Source organism: Brevundimonas sp. BH3 (assembly GCF_045345115.1).
GTDB lineage: Bacteria > Pseudomonadota > Alphaproteobacteria > Caulobacterales > Caulobacteraceae > Brevundimonas.
Genome location: NZ_CP150796.1, coordinates 2,628,848 through 2,653,617, shown reverse-complemented (window position 1 = coordinate 2,653,617; position 24,770 = coordinate 2,628,848). Strand labels below are relative to the sequence as shown.

At 59.4% G+C, this 24,770-nt stretch carries 23 protein-coding genes; 13 read left to right on the top strand and 10 right to left on the bottom strand.

What is annotated here, in order from left to right; translation table 11 throughout:
- Positions 1-103: 103 nt before the first annotated feature.
- The 4 genes from WEU32_RS13000 to WEU32_RS12985 form a co-directional block, all read right to left on the bottom strand.
- Positions 104-1,774, bottom strand: a complete 1,671-nt coding sequence (locus WEU32_RS13000; RefSeq protein WP_406852187.1) for an MFS transporter — start codon at positions 1,772-1,774, stop codon at positions 104-106.
- A gap of 149 nt (positions 1,775-1,923) precedes the next feature.
- Entirely contained in the window at positions 1,924-3,366 is a 1,443-nt protein-coding gene (locus WEU32_RS12995; protein ID WP_406852186.1) for an NAD-dependent succinate-semialdehyde dehydrogenase, read from the bottom strand.
- A gap of 50 nt (positions 3,367-3,416) precedes the next feature.
- Positions 3,417-4,040 (bottom strand): response regulator, encoded by a 624-nt coding sequence (locus WEU32_RS12990; protein WP_312139029.1) that lies wholly within the window; start codon positions 4,038-4,040, stop codon positions 3,417-3,419.
- Positions 4,037-5,374: a nitrogen regulation protein NR(II) gene (locus WEU32_RS12985; RefSeq protein ID WP_406852185.1), complete on the bottom strand. Its 1,338-nt coding sequence runs from the start codon at positions 5,372-5,374 to the stop codon at positions 4,037-4,039. Before WEU32_RS12985 ends, WEU32_RS12990 begins: the two co-directional genes overlap by 4 nt.
- A 547-nt stretch (positions 5,375-5,921) precedes the next feature.
- Here WEU32_RS12985 and WEU32_RS12980 point away from each other — a divergent pair.
- Genes WEU32_RS12980 through WEU32_RS12925 form a run of 12 tightly spaced genes read left to right on the top strand, consistent with a single transcriptional unit; the run spans position 5,922 to position 15,798 of the window.
- The gene (locus tag WEU32_RS12980; protein ID WP_406852184.1) at positions 5,922-8,024 is read left to right on the top strand and encodes a methyl-accepting chemotaxis protein; all 2,103 of its coding nucleotides are present in this window, start codon (positions 5,922-5,924) and stop codon (positions 8,022-8,024) included.
- Entirely contained in the window at positions 8,024-8,320 is a 297-nt protein-coding gene (locus WEU32_RS12975; RefSeq protein WP_312139035.1) for an STAS domain-containing protein, read from the top strand. The genes WEU32_RS12980 and WEU32_RS12975 overlap by 1 nt, the downstream gene beginning before the upstream one ends.
- Complete coding sequence (locus WEU32_RS12970; protein WP_406852183.1) at positions 8,320-8,685, top strand: response regulator; 366 nt, start codon at positions 8,320-8,322, stop codon at positions 8,683-8,685. The genes WEU32_RS12975 and WEU32_RS12970 overlap by 1 nt, the downstream gene beginning before the upstream one ends.
- A 33-nt stretch (positions 8,686-8,718) precedes the next feature.
- Entirely contained in the window at positions 8,719-11,022 is a 2,304-nt protein-coding gene (locus tag WEU32_RS12965) for a chemotaxis protein CheA (RefSeq protein WP_406852182.1), read from the top strand.
- A 3-nt stretch (positions 11,023-11,025) separates the two neighbouring features.
- A complete protein-coding gene (locus WEU32_RS12960; protein WP_406852181.1) occupies positions 11,026-11,499 on the top strand; it encodes a chemotaxis protein CheW in 474 nt (157 codons plus the stop codon).
- Positions 11,496-12,365 carry a protein-glutamate O-methyltransferase gene (locus WEU32_RS12955; RefSeq protein ID WP_312815898.1) on the top strand — a complete coding sequence of 290 codons (870 nt, stop codon included), beginning with the start codon at positions 11,496-11,498 and terminating at the stop codon, positions 12,363-12,365. The genes WEU32_RS12960 and WEU32_RS12955 overlap by 4 nt, the downstream gene beginning before the upstream one ends.
- Positions 12,362-13,396, top strand: coding sequence for a chemotaxis response regulator protein-glutamate methylesterase (locus WEU32_RS12950; protein WP_312139044.1), 1,035 nt, complete (start codon positions 12,362-12,364; stop codon positions 13,394-13,396). The genes WEU32_RS12955 and WEU32_RS12950 overlap by 4 nt, the downstream gene beginning before the upstream one ends.
- A gap of 9 nt (positions 13,397-13,405) precedes the next feature.
- Positions 13,406-13,795, top strand: coding sequence for a response regulator (locus tag WEU32_RS12945; RefSeq protein ID WP_312139046.1), 390 nt, complete (start codon positions 13,406-13,408; stop codon positions 13,793-13,795).
- A complete protein-coding gene (locus WEU32_RS12940) occupies positions 13,795-14,337 on the top strand; it encodes a chemotaxis protein CheD (protein WP_406852180.1) in 543 nt (180 codons plus the stop codon). The genes WEU32_RS12945 and WEU32_RS12940 overlap by 1 nt, the downstream gene beginning before the upstream one ends.
- A gap of 2 nt (positions 14,338-14,339) precedes the next feature.
- Complete coding sequence (locus tag WEU32_RS12935; protein ID WP_312139050.1) at positions 14,340-14,705, top strand: hypothetical protein; 366 nt, start codon at positions 14,340-14,342, stop codon at positions 14,703-14,705.
- Positions 14,705-15,295, top strand: a complete 591-nt coding sequence (locus tag WEU32_RS12930; protein WP_312139052.1) for a response regulator — start codon at positions 14,705-14,707, stop codon at positions 15,293-15,295. Before WEU32_RS12935 ends, WEU32_RS12930 begins: the two co-directional genes overlap by 1 nt.
- A complete protein-coding gene (locus WEU32_RS12925) occupies positions 15,292-15,798 on the top strand; it encodes a chemotaxis protein CheE (protein WP_312815905.1) in 507 nt (168 codons plus the stop codon). Before WEU32_RS12930 ends, WEU32_RS12925 begins: the two co-directional genes overlap by 4 nt.
- Positions 15,799-15,810: 12 nt before the next feature.
- Here the strand turns inward: WEU32_RS12925 and WEU32_RS12920 are convergent, their stop codons facing one another.
- The 3 genes from WEU32_RS12920 to WEU32_RS12910 all read right to left on the bottom strand — a co-directional run bounded on the left by WEU32_RS12920 (position 15,811) and on the right by WEU32_RS12910 (position 18,292).
- Positions 15,811-17,385: a DUF1570 domain-containing protein gene (locus WEU32_RS12920; protein ID WP_312139056.1), complete on the bottom strand. Its 1,575-nt coding sequence runs from the start codon at positions 17,383-17,385 to the stop codon at positions 15,811-15,813.
- A gap of 72 nt (positions 17,386-17,457) precedes the next feature.
- Positions 17,458-17,838, bottom strand: coding sequence for a hypothetical protein (locus WEU32_RS12915; RefSeq protein WP_312815909.1), 381 nt, complete (start codon positions 17,836-17,838; stop codon positions 17,458-17,460).
- Between the two features lie 109 nt (positions 17,839-17,947).
- Positions 17,948-18,292, bottom strand: a complete 345-nt coding sequence (locus tag WEU32_RS12910; RefSeq protein WP_312139059.1) for a DUF1491 family protein — start codon at positions 18,290-18,292, stop codon at positions 17,948-17,950.
- Between the two features lie 54 nt (positions 18,293-18,346).
- Between WEU32_RS12910 and WEU32_RS12905 the strand changes: the two genes are divergently transcribed.
- Entirely contained in the window at positions 18,347-19,258 is a 912-nt protein-coding gene (locus WEU32_RS12905; protein ID WP_406852179.1) for a hypothetical protein, read from the top strand.
- A 10-nt stretch (positions 19,259-19,268) separates the two neighbouring features.
- On the opposite strand, the gene WEU32_RS12900 is transcribed toward WEU32_RS12905, so the two are convergent.
- From WEU32_RS12900 to WEU32_RS12890, 3 genes are all read right to left on the bottom strand, one after another.
- Positions 19,269-19,937 (bottom strand): prepilin peptidase, encoded by a 669-nt coding sequence (locus WEU32_RS12900; RefSeq protein WP_406852178.1) that lies wholly within the window; start codon positions 19,935-19,937, stop codon positions 19,269-19,271.
- Positions 19,938-20,181: 244 nt separating this feature from the next.
- Positions 20,182-23,763, bottom strand: coding sequence for an ABC transporter permease/M1 family aminopeptidase (locus WEU32_RS12895; protein WP_406852177.1), 3,582 nt, complete (start codon positions 23,761-23,763; stop codon positions 20,182-20,184).
- 16 nt (positions 23,764-23,779) lie between these two features.
- The gene (locus WEU32_RS12890; RefSeq protein ID WP_312139063.1) at positions 23,780-24,667 is read right to left on the bottom strand and encodes an ABC transporter ATP-binding protein; all 888 of its coding nucleotides are present in this window, start codon (positions 24,665-24,667) and stop codon (positions 23,780-23,782) included.
- Between the last annotated feature and the right edge of the window lie 103 nt (positions 24,668-24,770).

The following is a 24,770-nucleotide window of genomic DNA, read 5'->3' as shown; positions in this document are numbered from 1 at the left end:
GTGCGCGCGACAAGAGAAAAGACGGCCGTTACGACCATAAGACATGGAAAAGGGCGGACCGACTGGCGGTCCGCCCTTCTGGGATGGATCAGAGAGAGTCCGGCTAGTCGTGAATATTCACGTCCTTGCCTTCCTTCACAAAGATTACGCCGATGACGACTGTCATCACGGCAATCGCAATCGGGTACCAAAGGCCATAGTAGATATTGCCTGTGGCAGCGACCATGGCGAAGGCCGTTGTCGGCAGGAAGCCACCAAACCAACCATTACCGATATGGTAGGGCAGGGACATGGAGGTGTAGCGCACCTTGGTCGGGAACATCTCGACCAGAGCGGCGGCAATCGGCCCGTAAACCATGGTCACATAAAGCACGAGGATGAACAGGATACCGATCACCATTGGCTTGTTGACCAGCGCGCTGTCGGCCTTGGCCGGATAACCGGCCTCAGACAGGTGGGCTGTCAGGGCGCTATCCCAAGTTTTCTTCTGGGCGTCGAAATCAGCCTTAGGTAATTGTGTGCCGTCAAAGGATTCCACCGTCACATCGCCGATCTGCACATGGGCGATCGTGCCCGCCGGGGCGGCTACATTTTCATAGTTGATGCCGGCCTTGGCCAGATGGGTCTTGGCCACATCACAAGAGGTGTTGAAGACCGTTGATCCAATCGGGTCGAACTGCAGGTTACAGTTGGCAGGATCGGCCACCACCTTGATGGGAGAAGAAGCGACAGCGGCGGCCAGTTGAGGATTTGCGGCCTTGGTCAGACCATGGAACAGCGGGAAATAGGTCAGGGCAGCCAGCAGGCATCCGGTCAGGATGATAGGCTTGCGTCCGATCTTGTCCGATAGCCAACCGAAGATGATGAAGAAGGGTGTGGCCAGAGCCAGCGCCGTGGCAATCAGGATGTTCGATAGGGCCGGATCGACCTTGAGCGTCTTTTCCAGGAAGAACAGGGCGTAGAACTGGCCCGTATACCAGACTACGGCCTGACCGGCTGCCAGACCGAACAGGGCGATCAGCACCAGTTTCAGGTTCGGCCATTTCATGAAGCTGTCCTTGAGCGGGGTGGTCGAACCCTTGCCCTCGGCCTTCATTTTCTGGAACGCCGGACTTTCGGACAGTTTCAAGCGAATCCAGAGCGATACGCCTAGCAGCAGGATGGAGACGAGGAAGGGAATACGCCAACCCCACTCGCGGAAGGCATCTTCGCCAATGGTGCTGCGAACCCCCAGAATGACCATCAGGCTGAGCAACAGGCCCACGGTGGCGGTGATCTGGATGAATGAGGTGTAGAACCCGCGCTTACCGGCGGGAGCATGTTCGGCCACATAGGTGGCGGCCCCGCCATATTCGCCGCCCAGAGCCAGGCCCTGGATCAGGCGCATCAGCACCAGAATGATCGGGGCAGCGATACCGATGGCGGCATAGGAGGGCAGAAGGCCGACCACAAAGGTCGACAGGCCCATCAGCAACATGGTGACGAGGAAGGTGTTCTTGCGACCCCACAGATCGCCCATGCGACCGAAAACGATAGCCCCAAACGGGCGCACCGCAAAACCTGCGGCAAAGGCCATAAGTGCAAAAATGAAGCCGGTGGTCTCGTTTACGCCCGAGAAGAACTGGGCCGAGATAATAGCGGCCAGCGAGCCGTAGAGGTAAAAATCATACCATTCGATGACGGTACCGACAGACGAGGCCGCGATCACCAGACGATCATTTTTTTTGACCGAGTGATCACCCCCGCCCGCCCCTTGAAGGGTGCGGTCGGTCATAGGTGTTATCCCTTCCTGTAAGGCCACCCCCTCAGGCGGCCATGTTTCCCTGATGCGCTGCGTCTTGTTGCGGAGCGTCATCAGGGAGACTGACAGGAAGAAAACCGATTTGCAGAGATCGACGTTCGTCTAAATAAAGGCGCGGGCGTCTAGATGTCCATGCACAGGTATTTGATTTCCATAAAGTCTTCGAGGCCGTGGCGGCTGCCCTCGCGGCCCAGACCTGACTGTTTTATGCCGCCAAAGGGGGCGACTTCGGTGGAAAGTATGCCGGTATTGATGCCGACCATGCCGGTTTCCATCGCCTCGGCCACGCGCCAGATGCGGCTGATATCGCGGCTGTAGAAATAGCCGGCCAGACCGAAGATGGTGTCATTGGCCAAGGCAATGGCTTCTTCTTCGGTTTCGAACTTCACCACACCGGCCAGAGGACCAAAGGTTTCCTCGCGGCACATCTGCATGTCCTGCGTGACATCGGCCACGACGGTCGCCTCGAAGAAGGTCTGGCCCAGTGCATGGCGATTGCCACCCGTCAGCACGCGCGCGCCCTTGGACAGGGCATCCGACAGATGTTGTTCGACCTTTTCGACGGCTTTTTCGTCGATCAGCGGTCCCATCTGCACGCCGTCTTCAAGACCATTGCCGATCTTGAGGGCCTGAGCGGCCGCGCACAGTTTTTCGACAAAGGCGTCATACACGCCTGCCTGTACATAGAAGCGATTGGTGCAGACACAGGTCTGGCCCGAATTGCGGAATTTGGAGATGGTGGCACCGGCGACGGCGGCGTCGATATCGGCATCGTCAAAAACGATGAAGGGGGCGTTGCCGCCCAGTTCCAACGACATTTTTTTGATGCTGGATGCCGACTGCGCCATCAGGGTGCGGCCCACCTCGGTCGAACCGGTAAAGCTGATCTTGCGCACAATCTTGTTGGAGGTCATCTCGCCGCCAATGGCCGAGGCCTTGCCGGTCAGGACGTTGAACAGTCCGGCAGGAAGGCCCGCTTCCTCGGCCAGAACGGCCAGCGCATAGGCGCTATAGGGGGTCTGGGCGGCAGTCTTCAGAACCACAGCGCAACCGGCGGCAAGGGCCGGACCAATCTTGCGGGTGATCATCGAGGACGGGAAGTTCCAAGGCGTGATCGCACCCACCACGCCCACAGGCTGTCTGAGGGTAACGATGCGTTTGGCACTGTCATGGGTGGGGATCACCTCGCCATAGGCGCGCTTACCCTCTTCGGCGAACCATTCCAGATAGGCCGCGCCATAGGCGATCTCGCCCTTGGCCTCTGTCAGGCTCTTGCCCTGTTCCAATGTCAGAAGTCGGGCCAGCTCGTCCTGATTTTCCATCATCAGTTCGAACCAGCGGCGCAGGATTTTGGCGCGGTCACCGGCTGTGCGGGCGGCCCACGGCTTCATGGCCTTTTGGGCGGCTTCGATGGCGCGGCGTGTTTCAGCGGCCCCCATATTGGGAACTGTGCCAAGTTGCTCGCCGGTCGCTGGATTGGTGACGGCGAGGGTTTCGCCACTGTCGGCATCGACCCATTGGCCGTCGATGAAGCCCTGCTGACGCAAAAAGCGATTCTGACTCATAGCGCACTCCCTGTGGTTGAGAGTGAATAAGGGATACGGCGTTTACCGGATCAAGAGCCCATGCCGTCTTCGTGACGCAAAAGCAGGCCGGTTTTGATCAGATCCGACAGGCTTTCGGCCTCGATCTTTTGCATGACCTTGGCGCGGAAAACCTCGACGGTGCGGGGGCTGATATCCAGAGTCTGGGCAATCGCCTTGTTGGACAGCCCTTCGATCAGGGCGTTGAAAACCTGTGCTTCGCGCGGGGTCAGGCGGTCGAATTTCTCCCGGGCAGACTGGGTCAGGCGCTGCTGTTCGCCTACCTGTGTTAGGCTTGCCAGACAGCTGCGGACGCTTTCGATCAGCCGCTGGGGATCGAATGGTTTTTCGATAAAATCCACCACGCCTTTTTTCATCAGACTGACGGCGACAGACACATCGGCATGGGCGGTAATGACCAGAATAGGCCATGCCGCACCGCGTTCCTCGGTGACCCGCCGGACAACCTCGGCACCATCTACTTCAGGCATGCGTAGATCGGTGACCACACAGGCTGTTTCGTCCTGCGGCATGGAGCGGAAAAAGTCGGCCCCTCCAGCAAAGGCGCGACAGCGTATGCCCTGACTGCGCAACAGAGCTACCAGTGAATCACGCATGCCTGCGTCATCATCAATGATGAAGACTGAAGGGGTCATTCTTGCTCGTCCTGATTGGCAATGGCGAGTGTAAACGAAAAGCGGGCTCCACCCCAGCGGGAAGCGCCGACGCGCAGGCTTCCACCATGGCTTTCGACAATGGTTCGGGTGACCGAAAGGCCCAGACCCATGCCGCCGGACTTGGTCGAGATCATGGGCTGGAAGACGCGGTCAACCTGCTCGGGAGGGATGCCGGGGCCGCTGTCCTCGACAGCGACTTCAAATGTACGGTCGGTTACAGAATGGCCAGTGATGAGAACACACGAGCCGTTGGGACTGGCTTCGACAGCATTGCGAACCAGATTGACCAAGGCCTGCTGAATCTGGATGCGGTCCATGCGCACCAGATCAGGCATCGTAATATCGGTTTCTATGCGGATATTCCTGTCCTGTCCGGTCAGGGTCAGGATCGGGAGGACATCCTCCACCACAAGGCTCAGCGGCTCTTTGGACAAGGCGCGCATTTCCATGGTCAACAGTTCGCGCATCCGCCGGATGATCTGCCCACCACGCAGCATCTGGGCCTTGGCCAGTTCGGTCGTTTTCAAGGCGCTTTCGCCCAATGGCCCCGCGCTCTTCATATCTTCTTGAGCGGCATGCAAATAAGCGGCGGCCGCTCCAAGAGGCTGGTTCAGTTCGTGGGCAAGGGTTGCGGCCATTTCGCCCAATGAATTCAGACGCCAGACCTTGTTGAGTTGCGAATGGAGTTCGCGGGCCTGTGCGTCGGCGGTCTGGCGCGGTGTCAGGTCTACAAGCCGGATAAGTGGACCTTCGGGCGTGTGGTCCAGCCACAGTTCAACGGCGATAGGTGTTTGATCGGGACGCAGGACCAGCCAGTTATTGCCCGCGGGTTTAACCAGACCTGTATCAGCCTCTGCAACGGCATGTTGATGGTGGTCGAAATCAGGCACCAGATCACTGAAGGACAGACCACAAAGCTGTTCTTCGGATCTCTGGAAAATATCGTGACTGGCAGAGCTGGCGCGTTTGATGTGCCCTTTCTGATCCAGAAGTACGACGGGTGTCGCAGCCAGAAGAGATCGCAAAACCTCGTTTTCGGTGGACTGGTGCAGGCCGTACATACCGAGCATGGGCCGGTTGAGGCGCAGGGTCAGCAAAGCGGTCAATGCCGAGGCCGTACCGACCATTATGGCATCAAGCAAAGGGACAAGTCCCTTCAGGACCAGAAATATCAGTCCCGCTGACAACAGGGCCATACAGATGCCGGTCATCCGCCATCCTGTCAGACGGGCGACAAGAGACAGGGCTATGACCGGCAAAAACAAAGGCAGCTTACTGGCGGGCACCCACAGAAACCCTGCCAGCGAGGCCATAACCACTCCCGCGCAAAACAGCGCGCGAACAGCCTTTCGCGCGACAGCCCCTTGTGACCGGAGCTGATCAGATTGAGCAGAAATATCGCCGGAAGAAGCGGGCATTCGGGTTCGGCAGGTTTTTGAAACTTGGCTGATAATTTGCCGGTTTCCCTTCTGGGGTGAACCGGCCATGGGGATCAAGTCTCACTTAAGGCTAAATGTAAAATCCAGAATAACAACGATATCACAAAAACGGCCAAGCGAGGCAATAAAATACCAAACAACTACAGTTCGGTAAGACATATCCATTACACCTATAGGGGATTGCCCGTACCTGCTGGTTTACAGAAACCTACGTTTGTACGTGCACATGGTCGAAAATCTTTGTCGAGGTTGGGATGGTCCCTGTGCTGCCGCTGTGTGCGTTTCAGAAAGAAACGCAGATTGCTAAAGATGTCGCGTCTGCTGTGCAGATCGCGCGGGCGCACCGTCCTGCCTTGGCTCTTGCCGGTGGTTTCAGGGGCTATGGCCCCTGCTACGGCAAGCACACCGGGGGATGTGTGTAATGACGGGTTTCTTGAACAACCTGAAGATTCAGCAGAAGCTGACCTTCGCTTTTGGCGGCATTATTGCGGCGATTGTGGCCATGAGCCTGTGCGTGTATCTGGGCGTCAGCGGTGTCCAGAATATCCGTCGTGACATGGAGCGCGTGACGGCGGCACAGCAGGCGGCGGTCAATGCCCAGTTGCATATGTCGCGTCAGGACGCGGCCTTGCGTGCCTATGTGATGTCGCGCATTCCGTCTGCCATTGATCTGGTGAGCGAGCACCGCTCCAGCTTCAACGATGCGCTGGACGAATATAAACGTATGGATCCGACCTCGGACGCGCAGGTCGAACAGGCGCGCGCCGGTGTTGAAAGTTGGTTCGAGGCCGTGGCTGTGCGCGGTGTCGGTCTGGATAATCTGGCGACCTATGACAGCGCGGGTCTGCTGGCCCCTGTCGATAAAATCTTGCAGACTCTTGTCGATGAACGCGGCAACGAGGCCGAGGCTCTGGCTCAGCGCCAGATGGCTCTGGCCAATATGATGCGTCTGGTCATGGGTATCGGCACCGTGTTTGCGCTGGTGATGGCTGTGGGTTGCGGTGTGTGGCTGACCGTGGGTGTGGCCAAGCCCCTGCGCGCAGTGGCGTCGGCCACGCGTAAGCTGGTGGGCGGTAATACCGAAGTGATGATCCCTGCCTTGGGCCGCACGGACGAGGTGGGCTTGATGGCCTCGGCGGTCGAGCATTTCAAACAGGCCACGATTGAGCAAAATGCGCTCAAGGCCCGTAACGACCTGATGCACAAAGAGGCCGAAGAGGCCCGCCTGCGTCGCGAAGCCGAAATCGAGCAGGGCCGTCGCAATGATACGATCGTGGTGGATGCTCTGGCCGAAGGTCTGGAAAAACTGGCCAACGGTAATCTGACATGGCGCATTACGACCGACTTCCCCCAGTCGGCTGAAACGTTAAAAGTCGATTTTAACGCTGCGATTGAAAGCCTCGAAAAGGCTGTCTCGTTGGTGAACGCCAATGTTTCGGTCATCAATATGGGGGCCGAGGAAATCAGCGCGGCCTCCAACGATCTGTCGTATCGCACCGAACAACAGGCGGCGACGCTGGAACAGACCGCTGCGGCTTTGGACCAGATCACGGCCACTGTGGGGCGAACTGCCGATGGTGCCAAGGAAGCGGCGCAGGTAGTTATGGGCGCACGCGACGATGCCCAGCGTAGTGGCGCGGTGGTCAATAATGCTGTCGAGGCCATGACGGCGATCGAGGCTTCGTCGCGCAAGATCGGCGACATCATCGGTGTGATCGACGAGATCGCCTTCCAGACCAATCTGCTGGCGCTCAATGCTGGTGTCGAAGCCGCGCGTGCGGGCGATGCCGGTCGCGGCTTTGCTGTTGTGGCCTCCGAAGTGCGGGCGCTGGCCCAGCGCTCGGCCGACGCCGCCAAGGAAATCAAGGCTCTGATCTCGGCCTCCGGCACACAGGTCAGCCAAGGCGTAAATCTGGTGGGTCAGACCGGCGATGCCCTTGGTCGCATCGTTGAACGTGTTGCTCAGATCGACAGTCTTGTTCGCGAAATTGCAGCCTCTGCACAGGAACAGGCCACGGGTCTGGCTCAGGTGAACTCGGCTGTGAACCAGATGGATCAGGTGACCCAGCAGAATGCGGCCATGGTGGAAGAATCGACCGCAGCCTGTCAGGCGCTGGCCTCTGAAGCGGCTGACCTGTCGGCATCGGTGGCCCGTTTCGTCGTGTCGCAGAAACTGGCAACCAAGCCTGCGCCCTATAAGGCTCCAATAATGGCGTCGGCTTCGGCGGTCAGCGCTCCCAAGCCGGTTTTCCAGCCAGCGCCGCAACCGGCTTTCAAGGCGCAAGCTGAAGAGACACCGGCAGAGCTGGCCACACCCCGTGCTGCCAAGCCTGTGCGGCCGGCCAATGAATATGTTGCCCCACCTGTTCAAGAGCCTGCGATGGCCAGTGCCAGTGCCAGTGCCAGTGCCAGTGCTGAACGTCCGCGTTCGGTCGCAGAAACCATTTCGGCACTCCGCGCCAAAGGTATTGGCGGTGCCGCTTTGAAATCACAGCCATCAGAAGATGGTTGGGAGGAGTTCTAATGACGCAAGATACAAGCCCCCATCCCGTCATCACCTTGCCCGCCATTATGGATATCCGCGCTGCAGAGCCGCTGAAAGCGGAGCTGATGCAGTATCGTGGCCAAGCCGTCACGCTGGATGCTTCGGGCGTAGAGCGTCTGGGCGGTTTGTGTCTGCAAATCTTGCTTGCGGCCGTCAAAACCTGGAAGGCTGACGGGCAAGCTTTGATCTTCCTCAATGTTTCCAAAGCACTAAACGAGCAATGGCTTGGCTTTGGAGCCTCCACCGATGAATTTATAGCGCAGGACGCCGCCTGATGACCAAAACCGTTCTGACCGTTGATGACTCGCGCACCATGCGTGACATGCTGATGCTGGCTCTCAAGGACGCCGGTTATAATGTCGTACAGGCCGTGGATGGCGTTCATGGCCTTGAAGTGCTGGCCGAAGAACGCCCCGATGTCGTGATTACCGACATCAACATGCCGCGCATGGACGGCTTCGGCTTTATCGAAGGCATGCGCGCCGATCCCGCCTTTAGCGGTGTGCCGGTTCTGGTGCTGACCACAGAAAGCGACGCGGCCAAAAAGCAGCGCGCGCGTGATGCCGGTGCGACGGGCTGGATCGTCAAACCGTTCGACCCTGTTCGTCTGGTGGATGCTGTCCGCCGCGTTGCGGCCTAAGGCCAGGACCTGATTTCAAGGACTCCCCCAGTCATGAGTGACGATCCGTTCGAAGCCATCAAGGCTACTTTTTTCCAGGAATGCGAGGAGCTTCTCGGCGACCTCGAGACCAATCTGATTGCACTGGAATCTGGTGATACCGATATCGAGACGATCAATGCCTGTTTCCGCGCCGTCCACTCTGTAAAGGGCGGGGCAGGGGCATTTGGTCTGGATGATCTGGTCCGCTTTGCCCACGTTTTCGAGACCCTGATGGACGAGCTGCGCTCGGGCCGCAAAGCGGTGGACGAGGATGTGGTGCAAAGCCTGTTACGCGCCTCGGATGTTCTCAATGACCATGTGACGGCGGCGCGTGGCGCAGGGCCAGCGGTGGATCCCGACCGTTCGCAAACCTTGATTGCCGAACTGGAAACCCTGACCCACGGCGCGCCGGTTTCAGGAACGGATGCGGTCGCATCCGCTGATATGGACGACGATTTCGGCTTTACCCCCGTTGCGCTCAGCCTTGATGATTTTGGTTCAAGTGAAGCCATGCCCTTGATGGACCTGCCACCGCTTGACCTGCCGGCACTGGATGCGCCGGTTACGACAAGGGGTGAGCAAACCGGTTGGAAGATCATCTTCCGTCCGCATCCACGCCTCTATGCCAATGCCAATGAAACGGCGCTGTTGCTGCGCGAACTGGGTCGTCTGGGACCGATCTCGGTAGAGATGGATGATAGCGGCCTGCCGTCACTGGAGGACTTGGAGCCACTGGATTCGCATCTGGTCTGGACCATTCATCTGGATGCGCCGGTGGCCGAACTTGATGTGCGCGACGTATTCGATTTTGTTGAAACCGATTGCGATCTCAGCATCACGCCGGTCATGTCGGCCGGTGCTGAGGCACCTGTCGTTCTGGATACCCTGCCGGATCTGGGCGATGGCCTGCCGTCGCTGGATGGCGGGGCATCGACCGAGTTCGACATTGCGGCACTGGTGGCGATGGCTCAGGCCGATACGGCGGCGCGCCTGGGCGGGAGCAGCGAGCCTGCACCCGTGATCGAAGAGGCCCCCAAGCCTCAAGCCGCGCCGGTACCCGCAGCGCCCCAGGCGGCGGCCAATAATGCGTCTGCTGCCTCTGCGACAGCGGCCCCTGTCACGATCCGCGTCGATCTGGAACGTGTGGACCGCCTGATCAATGCGGTCGGCGAACTGGTGATCCAGCAAGCCATGCTGGCCCAGCGCGTCTATGAAAGCGGTCTGGCCCGTTCGTCTGATATCTCGCTTGGTCTTGAAGACCTTGAACTGCTGACCCGCGAAATTCAGGACAGCGTCATGGCGATCCGCGCCCAGCCGGTGAAGTCGGTATTCCAGCGTATGCCGCGTCTGGTGCGCGAAGTCGCTGCCATGACCGGCAAGAAGGTGAAACTGGTCACGTCCGGCGAAGACACCGAGGTGGACAAGACCGTGGTGGAACGCCTGTCCGAGCCAATCACCCACATGCTGCGCAATGCTATCGATCACGGCTTGGAAAGCCCCGAGGAACGCGAGGCGGCCGGCAAGCCGGTTGAAGGCACCGTCAAACTGGCCGCTCTGCACCGCTCGGGCCGGATCGTCATCGAGATCACTGATGATGGCAAAGGTATCAACCGCCAGCGTGTTCGCTCCATTGCCGAGGAACGTGGTCTGGTGACCCCAGACCAGATCCTCAGTGATGACGAGGTGGACAACCTGATCTTCCTGCCCGGTTTCTCGACGGCCAAGGAAGTGACCGATGTGTCTGGCCGTGGCGTGGGGATGGATGTGGTGCGCCGCTCCATCCAGTCGCTGGGCGGGCGGATTTCGATTTCCTCCAATCCGGGCAAGGGCTCGGTCTTTACCATGTCCCTGCCTCTCACATTGGCGGTGCTGGATGGCATGGTGGTGGGTGCCGCAGAGCAGACGCTGGTGGCCCCGCTGGCGGCTATTGTCGAAAGCCTGACCCCCAAGGCCGAGGACATTCATCTGGTCGGTGGCGTCGATCCGGTCCTGATGTTCCGTGACGAGTTTGTGCCACTGGTCGATGTTGGCCAGTCGATGGAGTTCCGCACCGATCCCACTGACCTGAAGGGCGGCGTGGTGATGATTGTGGAAACCGAGGGCGGTCAGCGGGCTGGCCTTCTGGTGGATGCGATCCATGGCCAGCGTCAGGTCGTGATCAAAAGCCTTGAAACCAATTATCGCCACGTCGAAGGCGTGGCGGCTGCAACCATTCTTGGGGACGGGCGGGTAGCTCTGATCCTTGATATCGACGCTCTGGTGACAACCGGACGTCGGCGGACGACCTCTCTTGCTGAACTGAAAATGGCGAGCTGACCCATGACCCAAGTCACCCCCAATGTCGCCGGTTCCGACCGCGAACTGATTGCATTCCGCATCGGCGAACAAGAGTTCTGCGTCGATATTATGAGCGTGCGTGAAATCCGTGGCTGGACACCGGCCACGCCGCTGCCCCGCTCGCCTGCCTATATGAAGGGCGTCATCAATCTGCGCGGCACCGTGCTGCCAATCATCGATCTGGGCGCGCGCTTTGGTCTTCAGACTGGCGAGCCAAGCGAGCGTCACGTCATTATGGTGGCCCATGTGGGCAGCCGTCTGGTGGGGCTGCTGGTGGATGCCGTCTCCGACATTGTGCAACTGACCGATGCAGCCATCCAGCCGACGCCGGATGTGGCGTCCGAGAGCGTGAAGGCCTTTGTGAAAGGCATTTTCGCCGTCGAAGGTGGTCGTATGATCAGCCTGATCGACCTTGAACACGTCCTGCCGGTCGAGGCGGAAACCGAAGCCGCATGACTATGACCGCCGGTCGGGAGACTCTGGTGGACGGCGAATTTCCGTTCACACAGGCGGACTTCCGTCACATTGCCAGTGCCCTGCACAGCCATGCCGGTATTGCCCTTCATGAGGGCAAGGCCGCGCTGGTCTATTCGCGTCTGGCCAAGCGTCTGCGGACGCTGGGTCTGAGTAATTTTGCCGAATATATCGCCCTTGTGGAATCGCCTCAGGGCAAGGAAGAGCGTCAGGCCATGACCGCGGCCCTGACGACCAATGTCACGCGCTTTTATCGCGAGCCGCACCATTTCGACCATCTGCGCGATGTGGTGATGCCGCAGTTGGCCGCCCGTGCGCGCGCCGGTGGGCGTGTGCGTCTGTGGTCGGCTGCCTGTTCCAATGGTCAGGAGCCGTATTCGATGGCTCTGACCGTTCTGGAAAAACTGCCGGAAGCCAATGATCTGGACGTACGTATTCTAGCCACCGATATCGACCCGAACATGGTCGCGGAAGGCAAGGAAGGCATCTATTCCGATGATCTTCTGGCCCCTGTTCCCGCCTCGGGGCGTCGTCATTTCAATCCGGTGGCCGGACGTCCGGGCTATTCTCAGGCCAGCGACGCGCTGCGTCGTCTGGTCGTTTTCAATGAACTGAACCTGATCGGCAAATGGCCGATGAAGGGCATGTTTGACGTGATCTTCTGCAGGAATGTGGTGATCTATTTCGATGATGCCACGCAGGAAATGATCTGGAGCCGCTTTGCACCGATCATGAATCCGGGTGGGGCGCTTTATATCGGGCATTCCGAGCGTGTTTCGGGGCCGTCGGCTGGCGCGTTCAAGACCTGCGGCCTGACCACCTATCAGCGCGTTGAAGGTGTGGCATGAGCCGGATCAAGGTTCTCGTTGTCGATGACAGCGCCACGATGCGCAGTCTGATTTCGGCTGTCCTGCGCCGTGATCCGGATATCGAGGTCGTCGGTACGGCGGAGGACCCGCTGGAGGCGCGCGCAAAGATCAAGACACTGAATCCAGATGTCCTGACGCTGGACGTCGAAATGCCCAATATGAACGGGCTGGAATTCCTCGAAAAGATTATGCGCTTGCGTCCCATGCCGGTGGTGATGGTGTCGACCCTGACACAGGCCGGAACGGATGTGACACTGGCGGCACTGGAAATCGGGGCTGTGGATGCTGTGGCCAAACCGGCGGTCGGCCATCCGGCCTCCGAAGCCTTTGCCGATCTGGCCGAGAAGGTGAAGTCGGCGGCCCGTGCCCGCGTGCGTCCGCTGGAACCACGCAATGTGCAGGCCCACCAAGGGGTCTATCATGCCGATCCGAACCATATTCTGGCGATTGGATCGTCAACGGGCGGTGTCGAGGCGCTCTTGACCATTTTGTCGGCCTTTCCGGCAGATTGTCCTGCGACGGTGATAACCCAGCACATGCCCGCCAGCTTTACGCGCAGCTTTGCAGCGCGTCTGGACCGTACGTCCAATGTGCATGTGTCCGAAGCCGTAGACGGAGCCGTTCTGCAAACGGGCCATGTCTATCTGGCACCGGGAGGCGCGGCCCACCTGACGGTTGTGGGGGGGCGTTGTCGTCTGGTGACGTCCGATCCGGTCAACGGGCACCGTCCATCCGTGGATGTGCTGTTTGAATCGGTGGCACGACTGGGCCGCCCGATGACGGGTGTCATTCTGACGGGGATGGGTCGGGACGGTGCGCGAGGTCTGAAAACCATGCGCGATGCCGGTGCCCGCACCTTCGGGCAGGATGAGGCCTCATGTGTGGTCTATGGCATGCCCAAGGCTGCCTTCGAGGTCGGGGCCGTAGAGCGCCAGATGCCTTTGACCCGCCTTGCTCCCGCTATTCTTGAATCATGCGCCGCCAAGGGCGCCAAAACGACTGTCGCGTAAGGACTATCCATGCCAGCAGCCTCTGCCATTCGCACTCTGATCGTAGATGACCAGTTGACGATGCGCGCTCTGATCCGCACCAGCTTGCAGCAGATCGGTGTGCGTGACATCGAAGAAGCGCCGGATGGCGAGGCTGCTCTTCGCGCCATCATTACCAAGCCCGTGCATCTGGTGATTTCTGATTTCAACATGCCTAATCTTGACGGTCTGGGACTGTTGCGCGGTATCCGCGCCCACCCGCCGATTGCCAAGACGGCCTTCATCATGCTGACGGGGCGCGCCGACCGCGAACTGGTGCAGCGCGCAGTGCAGTACGGGGTGAACAACTATCTGGTGAAGCCCTTCACCACCCAGCAGCTCAAAGAAAAGCTTGAGTCTGTTTTCGGGCCTCTGACCTGATGAACTCTTCCGGCGCCACAGCCACAGAAAAGCGCGTCCATGTGGGGCAGGGGGATCATTTTGTCTCCTCTGACCCCGATGTCGTGCTGACCACGGTATTGGGCAGTTGCGTTGCCCTGTGCCTGACCGACCCTGTGGCCGGTGTCGGGGGGATGAACCATTTCCTTCTGCCCGAGGGCGAGATGGACGGCACCGCCGCCAGTCGCCGCTACGGAGCCTATGCGATGGAAGTGCTTATCAACGATGTGCTGAAGGCCGGTGGCCGTCGTGAACGGCTGGAAGCCAAGCTGTTCGGCGGCGGACGTATGTTTGACAGCCTCAGCGATGTCGGCGCAGCCAATGCCGCTTTTGCCGAACGCTTTATGGCCGACGAAGGCATTCCTGTGTTGGGCGGAAGTCTGGGTGGCTTTGGTGGCCGCCGTCTGCATTATTGGCCGGTTAGTGGCCGCGCTCGACAACGGGCAGTGATGGATGTGGCAGCGGTCCCGCCGCCCAAAGTCACCTTGCCGCCTGTCGCTGCGGGCGATCTGGAGTTGTTTTGATCATGTCTCACGATACGCAGGCCTTGTTACAGGCGGTTTCCGCTGAGCTGGGAGATATCGCGACGGGCGTGAAAGCGGCGGGCGATCTGATGGGCGAGGTGATGTCGCATCTGCCGGCCCAGACACGTCTGTCCTATATGGCGCGTATCCAGAGCTTTGATGTTCTGGCTCAGCGGCTTGAAGCCCTGTCTGGTCTGTCGGATGCACTGGCGAATGAACAACCGCTGGATTCGGCACTGGCAGCTCTGCCGCTGGCGGAAATGGCCGAACGTCTTCAGGAAGCGGCCCATCGCGGTACGTCCAAGCCCCGCGCTGCAAATGCGCAAGACACCGCACAGCCCTCTGGCGAGTTGCATCTGTTTGACTGATGAACAAGGACGATCAGGTCAATCTTGAACATTCCACGGTTCTGCTGATCGACAATAACCAGCAGGCGCTGGATATGCTCGGTTCCGTGATCCAGGGGTTTGGTGTGCGCGAGCAGATCAAACTGGGTTCGGCGGTGGCTGCGGTCAAACTGTTGGAAGAGCGGCCTGTTGATCTGATTATTATCGACTGTGCCGATCCTGAAATGGATTCCTATGCCTTTACGCGCTGGCTGCGGCGCGAGACCCCGGCTCCGTTGAAATATACGCCGGTGATTCTGGTGACCGGCCATGCCTCGCAAGCCAAGGTGCAAGAGGGGCGTGACTGTGGTGTCAGCTTTGTCGTGGTCAAACCGATCACACCGGCTGTGCTGCTGAAGCGGGTTATGTGGCTGGCCACGGACGAACGCGAATTTATCGAATGTCCGACCTATGTCGGGCCGGATCGCCGCGTGCGGAATTACGGCCCGCCCATGGGCGAGAAGGGACGCCGCAAGGGTGACCTTTCGGCCCATATCGGTGTCGCCACAGAGGCCAATATGGACCAATCGGATATCGACGCCTTGCTGAAACCGATGAAGGTGCAACTGTGACGGCTGCGGTCAAAACCACGATTTCATCGGGAACGGCGGTCGGAGAGGGGGAAGGCGCGACAGCCGTCAAGGTTGTCTCCAGCTTGTCCAAGAAAATGGCCGAGCCGGGCGGTCTGACGGTCGCAGCGATCGAGCGCCGCTCGTATGAGCGATTGCTCAGCCACAAGCACGAAGCCATGCAGTCGGTTGAACGGGCCGTGAGCGAACTGGAAGCGCGAACGGCCGGAGATATGGCCGTAGCGGATGCCGAACTTTATCGGATCACCAGCCAGATGCTGGATCTGGCGGGCTTTTTCGATACCGGACCGCTCTATGAGGCCGGCTACAGCCTGTGCGAACTTTTGGATGTCATGCAAGGCAAGCAAGGCTGGAGCCCTGAGGCTATTCGTGTGCATGTCCGTGCGCTGCGTTTAATCCTCAAGGATCACTGCCAACCAACATCCCACAGCGCCGCGTTGCTGGAAGGTCTGCGGGCTGTTCTGGAGCATGCCCGCAAAGCTTGAAGCGTCTCAGGCCTAGCGGGGGTCGCCATCCTCTGCGCTGTCGGCTTCTTCGACCTCGGCCTGTTGACGCAGGGCTTCCTCTTCGGCGGCAGCATCGGCTTCGGTTAGGCCTTTGGCCTGTAAGAGCAGGGCCTTGGCCGCAGGGTTTTCACCGTGCGGATTATTCACCAGTGGCTCGATAACCGCGATGGCCTCGGCATTGCGCTCATGGCGCAGCAGCGCATCGGCATAGTAAAAGCGAGCCTCGCTAAGTTGCGGAGCCAGAGTATAGGCCAGCGACAAAATTTCGAGATCGTTGGCTGTAGGATAGTTCGGCTCTGCCCTGCGGTTTTCAGCCATGAGCAGGAAGGTGGCATAGTTGGCATCGTCGGCCGTATAGGCCGTACGCAGAGCCGCTTGTGCCTCTTGCCGATAGCGGCGCGCAGCGGCCTCGTCATCGGCTTCAAAAGCCTTGTCCACCAAATCCATCTTGGCGCGCGCCATATATTGCAGGGCTTCGATATGGTTGGGATCGAGGGCCAGAAGGCGATCCAGAACCTCGGCGGCTTTTTCAGGATCGCGGGCATTGTGTAACTCGGCATGGGCCAAGATCAGCAAGGCCAGAATATCGTCGGGATAGCGCGCGGCTTTGCGGCGGATTTCTTCCAAAGTGGACTGGCGGTTTTCTTCGGTGGACCCGCTTTTGAGCCGTTGGCCCAGCAGCAGAAGATCGTCGGCTGATTCCGGCAAAGCCGTGACCTCGATTGAAGGCACAGGATATTCGGTTTTTAGCCCAACATAGGGGATGCGCCCGTTCATATAACGGCGCAGAGTTCGGCGCAGTTCGGTCGGTGTCAATCCGGTCGCATTCTGGAATGCCGTGACAGAATCGGTACCGGAGCCGATGGCTTGCAGATAGGCGGCCAATTGCTGACGCCGTGTCTGGTCCCCCATAAACCAGTGGGTCAGCAGCCAGGCCAGCGGATAGTAGCTGTCTGAATTGCGGGCTTTGACCATGGGGCGGTTGGACAGAAGCTCGCTCATGGATATCCAGCCCAGATAGCTGAGCGCCATGGCGCGATTCTGGTTTGGAATACCGACACGAGTGTCGCGCGCCCTGAATTCGGTCGGGGCGTAGTACTCTGCAAAACCTTCAACGAACCAGCTGGGATAGGGATATGAAAGATCGGCCATCATAAAATGATGGGCGTATTCATGTTTGAGTGTGTGGTTGTTTTCGCCGCGCGTCGCGACGGCGAAAATATCTTCGTCGGAAGAGGTATAAAATCCCGCAATCCGGTCGCGTGCGCCGGGCCAGATGGTTCCCAGCCCTGAATCACTCACCAGATAGATGGGCAGTTTGCGGTGGGGGACAGAATTGACATCCTGTCCCATGAACAGACGCAGCACATAGTCGAACTTTTCCAGTTCGATCAGCATTTCACGCGCTTCGCGGTCAGAACCGGAGCTGTAAAGCTCAAAACGCGGGCTTTCGTATTTTTTCCAGTCGGCCAGTGCCGGAGAGGCCAAAAGGACCAGCGACGAGGCCGCCATCAAAGGCGCAAATCCGCGCACGAAAACAGATTTGAAAACGGTATGCAGCGCCATGCTATTCCCCCCGAAAAGCAGAGGTAGGAATCGCACCGTGGCCGGTCTTTGGCAAGCGACAGAACGACGCTGTCAGGCCGCGTGAAGCCCCCATATAGCGCGGTCGGTAGTGCGCGCGGTCAGCTTGCCCGCATCGGCGCGTTTGCTCAGTTGCTGCATCACAAGATCGGGCAGGGCACAAAAACGTGGCTCGACCAGTTCCGGCGCACAGTTCTGATGCGGGGCTGTGAAAAGTGCGGCGTTCAGCCCGTCAGATTTACGGCACAACAGCCATGCGATACGGCGTGCCCGTTCAGGATAGCTGTGTTGCAGATCGGGATGTTCGGCGAACAGTTCACAGGCCAGCTCGAGGACCGCATCCATATTCAGCGGATCAAAGCGCCGCTCGTCCCGCAAGGGGGCGGGGCATGGCGGATCAAGCGCGAACACCACATCATTGAGCAGGAACAGCATGGCTTTTGCCTTCAAACACCCTTTGGGGCGAAGACAGGTCTTAAGCGGGTAGGTTTGAGGACGGGTTCACGAACGCGGTGAACAGGGTGTTCACCATGCCGGTGTGGGTTCAGGAGGCTGTTTTTTCGCCCTCGACCTTTTCCAGCAGGAAGTGACGGCCCTGACGGTCTTCGATTTCCACCACCCAGAGGTCTGGATCATAGCCTCTGCGACGTTCCAGATAGGCGTCCAGTTCGGACTCGCTTTCGCTGGCGACAGGTTGAATCCACAAGGGTTGCCCGTCCATATCCACGCTTTGGCTATAGAGGCGGGCGGTGCGATCAGACGTATTATAGGCCTTGATGACCACATCGCCTGCCCGCATGTCGCCCTTGCGAACCACGGTGGCAAAAGCCCCTTCTAATTCGGCGCGACGGATCAGGGCCGACACCCAGACATCTGTTGAGAGAAGCAATTGCTAACCTTGATTGCACACCTCCGGTCAAACCGGATGGGCTAGAGACAGGGAATGACTATACCGGTTTCCCGTCTGCGCGTCAGTTTCGTAAACCCTTCCCGCCACAGGATGAAGGGGGGAACTGCGCTATGCCTTGCGCTTGTGCTCGCCTGTGTGCCGGCGCAGGCGCAGGATGCAACTGCTCAAGCCTATCATGAGCGCAGCTTTATTCTGGCGGCCAATACCAAATGTCGTCTGTTTGATGCCCCTGTAGAGCAGGCTTTAGGGGCGGCGGCGTTGCAAACGCGTGGCGTCTTGTTGCGGGCAGGTCATGAGACGGCGCAGATCGGGGCTGTGGCCAGTCGGGCAGCCGGTCTGGGACGCGCAGTCTCCTGTGCCGATCCGGCCTTGCAGGAAACAACCGGCCGTATCGTTCATGCCTTTTCGCGCTGGAGCCGCGCGGCAAGGCTGGAGTTTCCGGCGCGTCACCAATCGTGGCGCGTGGACCGCTTTGCCGGTTCGAAAACCGGCTGGCGCATGGTGCAGGACAGTGCCGTGGGCACGGCAGCCGTGCGGTTCGGCTTGGCTGGTCTGTCGCCAGAAGAAACAAGTCCGACAGTGGTGGTGTCATTTCGTGGCAAGTCACGTCCCTATGCGGCGCGTCTTGTAATGCGGGATATGGATTTGTTGCCGCGCCCGCATGCTGTCACTGCCGGTCAGGCGCAGATGCCACCCTTTTCAGGCCGGAAAATTATTTTCGCGGCCCGCCAGACGGATGCGCCGGATACCCTGTTAGGTGAAGGCAAGCGTCGGGGCGAGGCGTGGGAGTTTCCTCAAGAGGCCATGATGCAAGTCACCCGTCTTGATCCGCGTGAGCCATTCTGGATCGAGTTTTTGTTCCGTGATGACTCTGTGGCGCGGGTGCCGTTTGAAGCCGGTGATGCGGGTGCAGCCACGGCTTTTTTAGGATTGGGCAGGGTCTAGGGGATAAGCTTCAGACCACCAGCCAGGCTACGGCAAAACCGATAGCCAGATAGGTGCCAAAAGGAATCTTGCTGTGCATGTCCAGATTGCGGCCCGCCAGCTTTAGTCCGAGGACAACGAACAGTCCCGATAGCGACGCCACCAGCAGGACTATGGCCAGATCCAGTGCCCCAACCCATGCTGCCCCCATGCCGAACAGGATGGGGTCTCCGCCGCCAAGGCCGCCGCGACCACGCAGCTTGCGGTACAGGAAGGCCAGCAGCCACAGGGCGCTGAAACCGAACAGGGCGGACAATACAGCCATCATCCAGCCCTGACCCAACGGGTAGGGCAGCACGATGGCAGCAATAATGCCTGTAAGCCCAAGCGGGACGGTCAAAATATCGGGCAACCAGAAATTTTCGGCGTCCACGACGGCGATCAATAAAAGCTGCCAGCCCAGCAGGGCTGTGAACAGGGCGCTCCACGGTGGGGCCAGACCCTGCCATTGCGACCAGAGCGCGGAGACGATGCCGATGATGGCACCTGCGACGGGCATGACCCGATAACGAAGTGGTCTTGGCCCCAGTGTCAGTGGCGGCAGGCGGTGGCTGACAAGGGCTGCCAGCCATCCGGTGATAAGGCCGATAAGACCCAGCGCAATAGCGGTGGCCATTTCCGGGGCCATTGGAGCAGGCATGGATGTGTGTCTCTCTCGGGTCAGTCGGACGGGTATGATCTATATCAATGCCCTGCATTCCCATTAACGCGATGGACAATCTTCTCCCTCGCCCTTGCTGATGAAGTCTTCTGGCAGGCGAAACAAGACTGGCCGGAAGTCCCGCGTGTGGCTTCCGGCTTTTTTTGTGCCTGGTCACAGGCAAAGAAAAAGGGCGCTCAAATGAGCGCCCTTCAGGTGAATAGGTCTGCGGGGGAGAAAGGACCTATTCGATAGGCTTGCTGTTATTATTGCTGTCGCGGTCGATCCAGCGGGTGAACGGATCGATGACCGCAAACTTCGGCTTGGCGTTGGCCACCAGACGCAGGGTCTGCGGGCCGCTGCGGATGGCATGGCGTTCCAGAAGGACGATGTCCTTGGGTGCGATAACATCCAGACTTGGCTCGCTCATCAGAAGGCCGATCTCGATCTGCTCGTCGAGCGGCGCGGTTTTTTCATTGCCCTTGTCGTCGGCATAGAGTTTACGCGCCTCGATTTGCATCACCACGTCCCACTTGCCGTCGGCACGGCGGGTGGCGCGGGCCGAGGTGACCTTCAGATCATAGAGGGTGATCTTTTCCATCAGGTCGGTGATCAGGGCGTGCTTCTCAGCCGGAGCCTCGGCCTTGAGCGCAGCGATCAGGTCCACCGAGCGCGGATAGGGTGCAGAGCCGAACCTGTGCGCGGCCAGCAGCTTGGACAGGGCGCGGTTGACCACGTCCTCGCCCAGTTGGTCACGCAGCAGGTAAAGCACATGGCCACCCTTGCGATAGTGGATATAGCCCTGACCGGCTTCGACGCGTTCCAGCGGGAACTCGCCCAGACGCTCCGAACCGCGCGCCGACAGATAGTTGTCGAGATCGTATTTCAGGAAGCGACGGATTTGCTCCTGACCATACATCTTCTCCATCACCATCAGGGCTGAATATTCGGCGAGGGTTTCGGACAGGGAGGTTGCACCCTGCACATTGGCACCGACGATCTGGTGCGCCCACCACTGGTGCGCCAGTTCGTGGGCGGTGACGAAGGTCACATAGTCGATGGCATCGGGTTTGCGCAGGTCGGCATTAAAGCCGATGCTTTCGGAGTACGGCATCGTGTTCGCAAAGGCTTGCGCGAAGGAGCTATAGCCGGGGAACTCGATGATGCGGGCCTGACGGAACTGGTAGGGGCCAAAGGCCGACTGGAAGTAGTCGAGGCTCTTTTCCAGCGCGGTCAGCATGCGCGGCGCATGCACACCATGCGTCGGGTGGTGATAGACCTCCAGCGAGACACCGTTGTGAGTTTTCTGGGCGACCTCATAGGCGGCCGACTGCACCGAGAAGAAGTGCAGGATCGGGGCTTCGGACACAAAGCGTGCCGTGCGGCGGCCATTGGCCGTCGTGTCGGACATCTTATAGCCCGGCGCGATCGGCGTCTGGTCAGCGACGGTAGACACGGTGATGTCCGAGTTCACCCAGTCGGCGCCGATATAGTTTTTCAGCAGACCTTGCGGGTCGTTCAAATCACGCATGCGCAGTTCGTCCGGCAGGCCGAACTTGCGACGCTTGGCACGATCACTCAACAGGCCACCGCGATCCATACCGATGGAAGGTGCAAAGGCACCGTTGTTCACAAAGGTGCCGTTGTCCACGATGTCGGTCATCAGGTGATTGACGCCGAAACCGCGTTGGCCATAGCGGCTCTCGAAGGTGATAGTACGCTTCTCGCCCGGTTGCAGCGGGGCATCAAAGCGGTAGATGCGATACTGGTGCTGTTTCCACTCACGTTCCAGCTTGGCACCCTGCACCTCGATCTTCATCTCGGTTTCGCGCGGCCAACCCAGATGCACGGCAGGGATAGGCTTGTCGGTGGTGTTCTCGATCACATAGCTGCCGACCGTGGTCATATAGCGGTCATGCGGGAACAGCTTAATGTCCAGCTTGACGTCGCGGACGGCAGGCTGGGGCGTGTTCTCGAAGGCTAGAAGCTGTTTCTCGCGGTCGGCCATACGGGCCTCGGCGTCGGGTTTGCGCTCGTAGATGTTCCAGACATTGGTGTTGACATAGACCAGCACACCCAACCCGATGAAGGCGGTCAGAGCCGTGCCTGCAATCACACCAGCCGAACCCATCAGGCGACGCGGCGCACGCTGGAAGCGGGGCTTGAAACGTGTCTCAGTGCCGCGACGCCACAGGGCAAAGATGGCGACCATCAGCATGACGCAGAAGGCTGACCAGTAAAGAACGGCGGGCAGGGTCACGGTGTGGAAACCGGCTGTGCCGTTCAGGTCCGACAGCGGCACCGAAGGCCACGAGGCGAAGTTGTACAGATAGTGGTCCCAGCCAAAGCCCGAAGCGATGATGGTGAAGATCACATAGAGGACCATTATGGCCCAACCGACAAAGCGGTTCGGCGACAGCGACTGCACAAAGATGGACAGGATGGCCATCATGATCAGACCGATACTGTCGGGCAGGACATACCAGAACAGGTATTTGCCCAGCTCGAACTGGTACCAGCCACGCGCGATCTGGGCGATCAGACCGGCAAACACCGACAGAGCCAGTGTCGAGATCAGCACCAGTGCCAGACCCATCACCTTGGGCACCATGAAGGTCCAGTCGGCAGCGGGGGTGGAATCGACGATTTCGTGGATTTTGCGGTCCTGATCGCGCCAGACTAACTCGCCCGAATAGTAGATGGCGATCACAATCGTCACCAGCGAGAAGGAGCCTTGCAGCATCTGGATGACGTCGCGCGTGGCGGGGAAGGTCTTCACCCCGTACATCTCGCCCCCGAACAGCAGGGTGGTGATGGCCATCAGGAAGCCGAACAGCATCAGCACCAGATAGGCAGGGCTCTTGAAGATCAGGCCCATTTCAAAGCGCGTGCGGGCGATGAACTGGCTGACGGACTGGGCAAGGCCGTAACGGCCACTGGCCAGCGGGCGGGCCTGCGGCGCGTGGACGACGGCTTTTTTCTCGGCCTTTTGCAGTTTGGCCTGTTTCTTTTCCGAATTCCCGCGGGCGGAACGGCTGAAGAAGGCAACCGCGGCGGCCAAGAAGGCAAGGCCGACGCCGGTCCACAACAGGCGGTTACCCAACAGGACGCCGGTCAGTTCGGGAAGCTCGGTATTCTTTTGGGCGGGCGTCCAGTAGCGGGAAATCTCGCTAAAGGCACCGATGCCCAGCGGTTCCAGCCAGCTGCCCAGTTCGCGCATTTCCGGCTTGGACAACAGGGTGGAAGTGACCACGAAATAGAGGATGATCAGGCCGACAGCACCGACATAGCTGGCCATCATCGAACGGGTCAGGGTGGCGAGGCTGAAGACCACGGCCGAGGTGAAAAACACCCCCGGCAGCCCAAACACCAGATAGGCATAGGCATAGTCGCCAAGACGCAGGCCCTGCAGGGTTTCAGGATCGATCCACGGCATGAAACTGCCGAAGATCAGGCCGATACTGATGCTGGAATAGGCCAGGGCGGCGGCAAGGAAGGCCCCTGCAAAACGGCCCAGCACATAGTCAAAACGGGTGATGGGGGTCGCATTGATCAGCGGGCCATAACCCGTGGTGGTGTCACGCGACACCGCATTGGCCACCAGTCCGACCGCGCCCAGCAGGAAGAACAGGTTCAGAATGGAATGGACAATGATGATGGTCGAAGCCGCATTGACATAGACATTTCCGCCCGTGCCCCCGACGCGGATATTGTCGCTGGCCGCCATAATGCCGAAGCTGAGCAGGCCGAACAGGATGGTGACAACCCAGAAGGTGGGCTGTCGCAACTGATAGCGGAATTCAAAGGCCGCGATTTTGGCGAGCATAATGGTGTGCTCCCGATCAGGCGGCGGCAGGGACGCGGCGCGAGGCGCTGAGCGTCGAGAAGTAAACGTCTTCGAGATTGCCGCTGACAGGCTCGAATGCCGTGCCCGGGGATGTGTCGGACAGGACGTGAATCAAGGTGCGACCGGCAAATAGACGCGTCGAGATGACCTCGAAACGCTGACGGTAATCTTCCAGTTCGGCCTTTTCGATGGCGGTGCGCCAGACACGGCCCTTCAGGCTGCCGATCAGGTCCAGCGGTGCGCCTTCAAGCTGGATGCGGCCACCGGCCAGAACGGCCATGCGCGGGCACAGGTCGGCAACATCTTCGACGATATGGGTGGACAGGATGATGACGACATTCTCGCCGATCTCGGCCAGCAGGTTCAGGAAGCGGTTGCGCTCTTCGGGGTCGAGACCTGCGGTGGGCTCATCGACGATGATCAGTTGCGGATTGCCGATCAGGGCCTGTGCGATGCCGAAACGCTGGCGCATACCGCCCGAGAAACCGGCAATGGCTTTTTTGCGGACATTCCACAGATTGACCTGATTGAGCAGGGTCTCGACCGTGTCCTTACGCTCCTTGCCGCCACTGATGCCCTTGAGGATGGCCATGTGGTCCAGCATGTCATAGGCCGAAACGCGCGGATAAACGCCGAAATCCTGCGGCAGATAGCCAAGGGTCCGGCGCAACATTTCCGGCTCCTTGATGACGTCGAGTTCGCCGAATTTGATGCTGCCAGACGTAGGCGATTGCAGGGTGGCAATGGTCCGCATCAGGGTGGACTTGCCCGCCCCGTTCGGACCCAGCAGGCCGAACATGCCGCGTGGAATCTCTAAAGACACATCGTCCAAAGCGCGTGTGCCATTGGCATAGATGTGGGTGAGATTGGTGATCGACAGCATAAAGGGTCCCCTGCTCGTAGTGTACCGGGCACTCAAACAGAAGTGGCCCTGTGTGCAAGTGAACCTTCGGTAAGAAAAAGGCCGGAAGCAATGACTTCCGGCC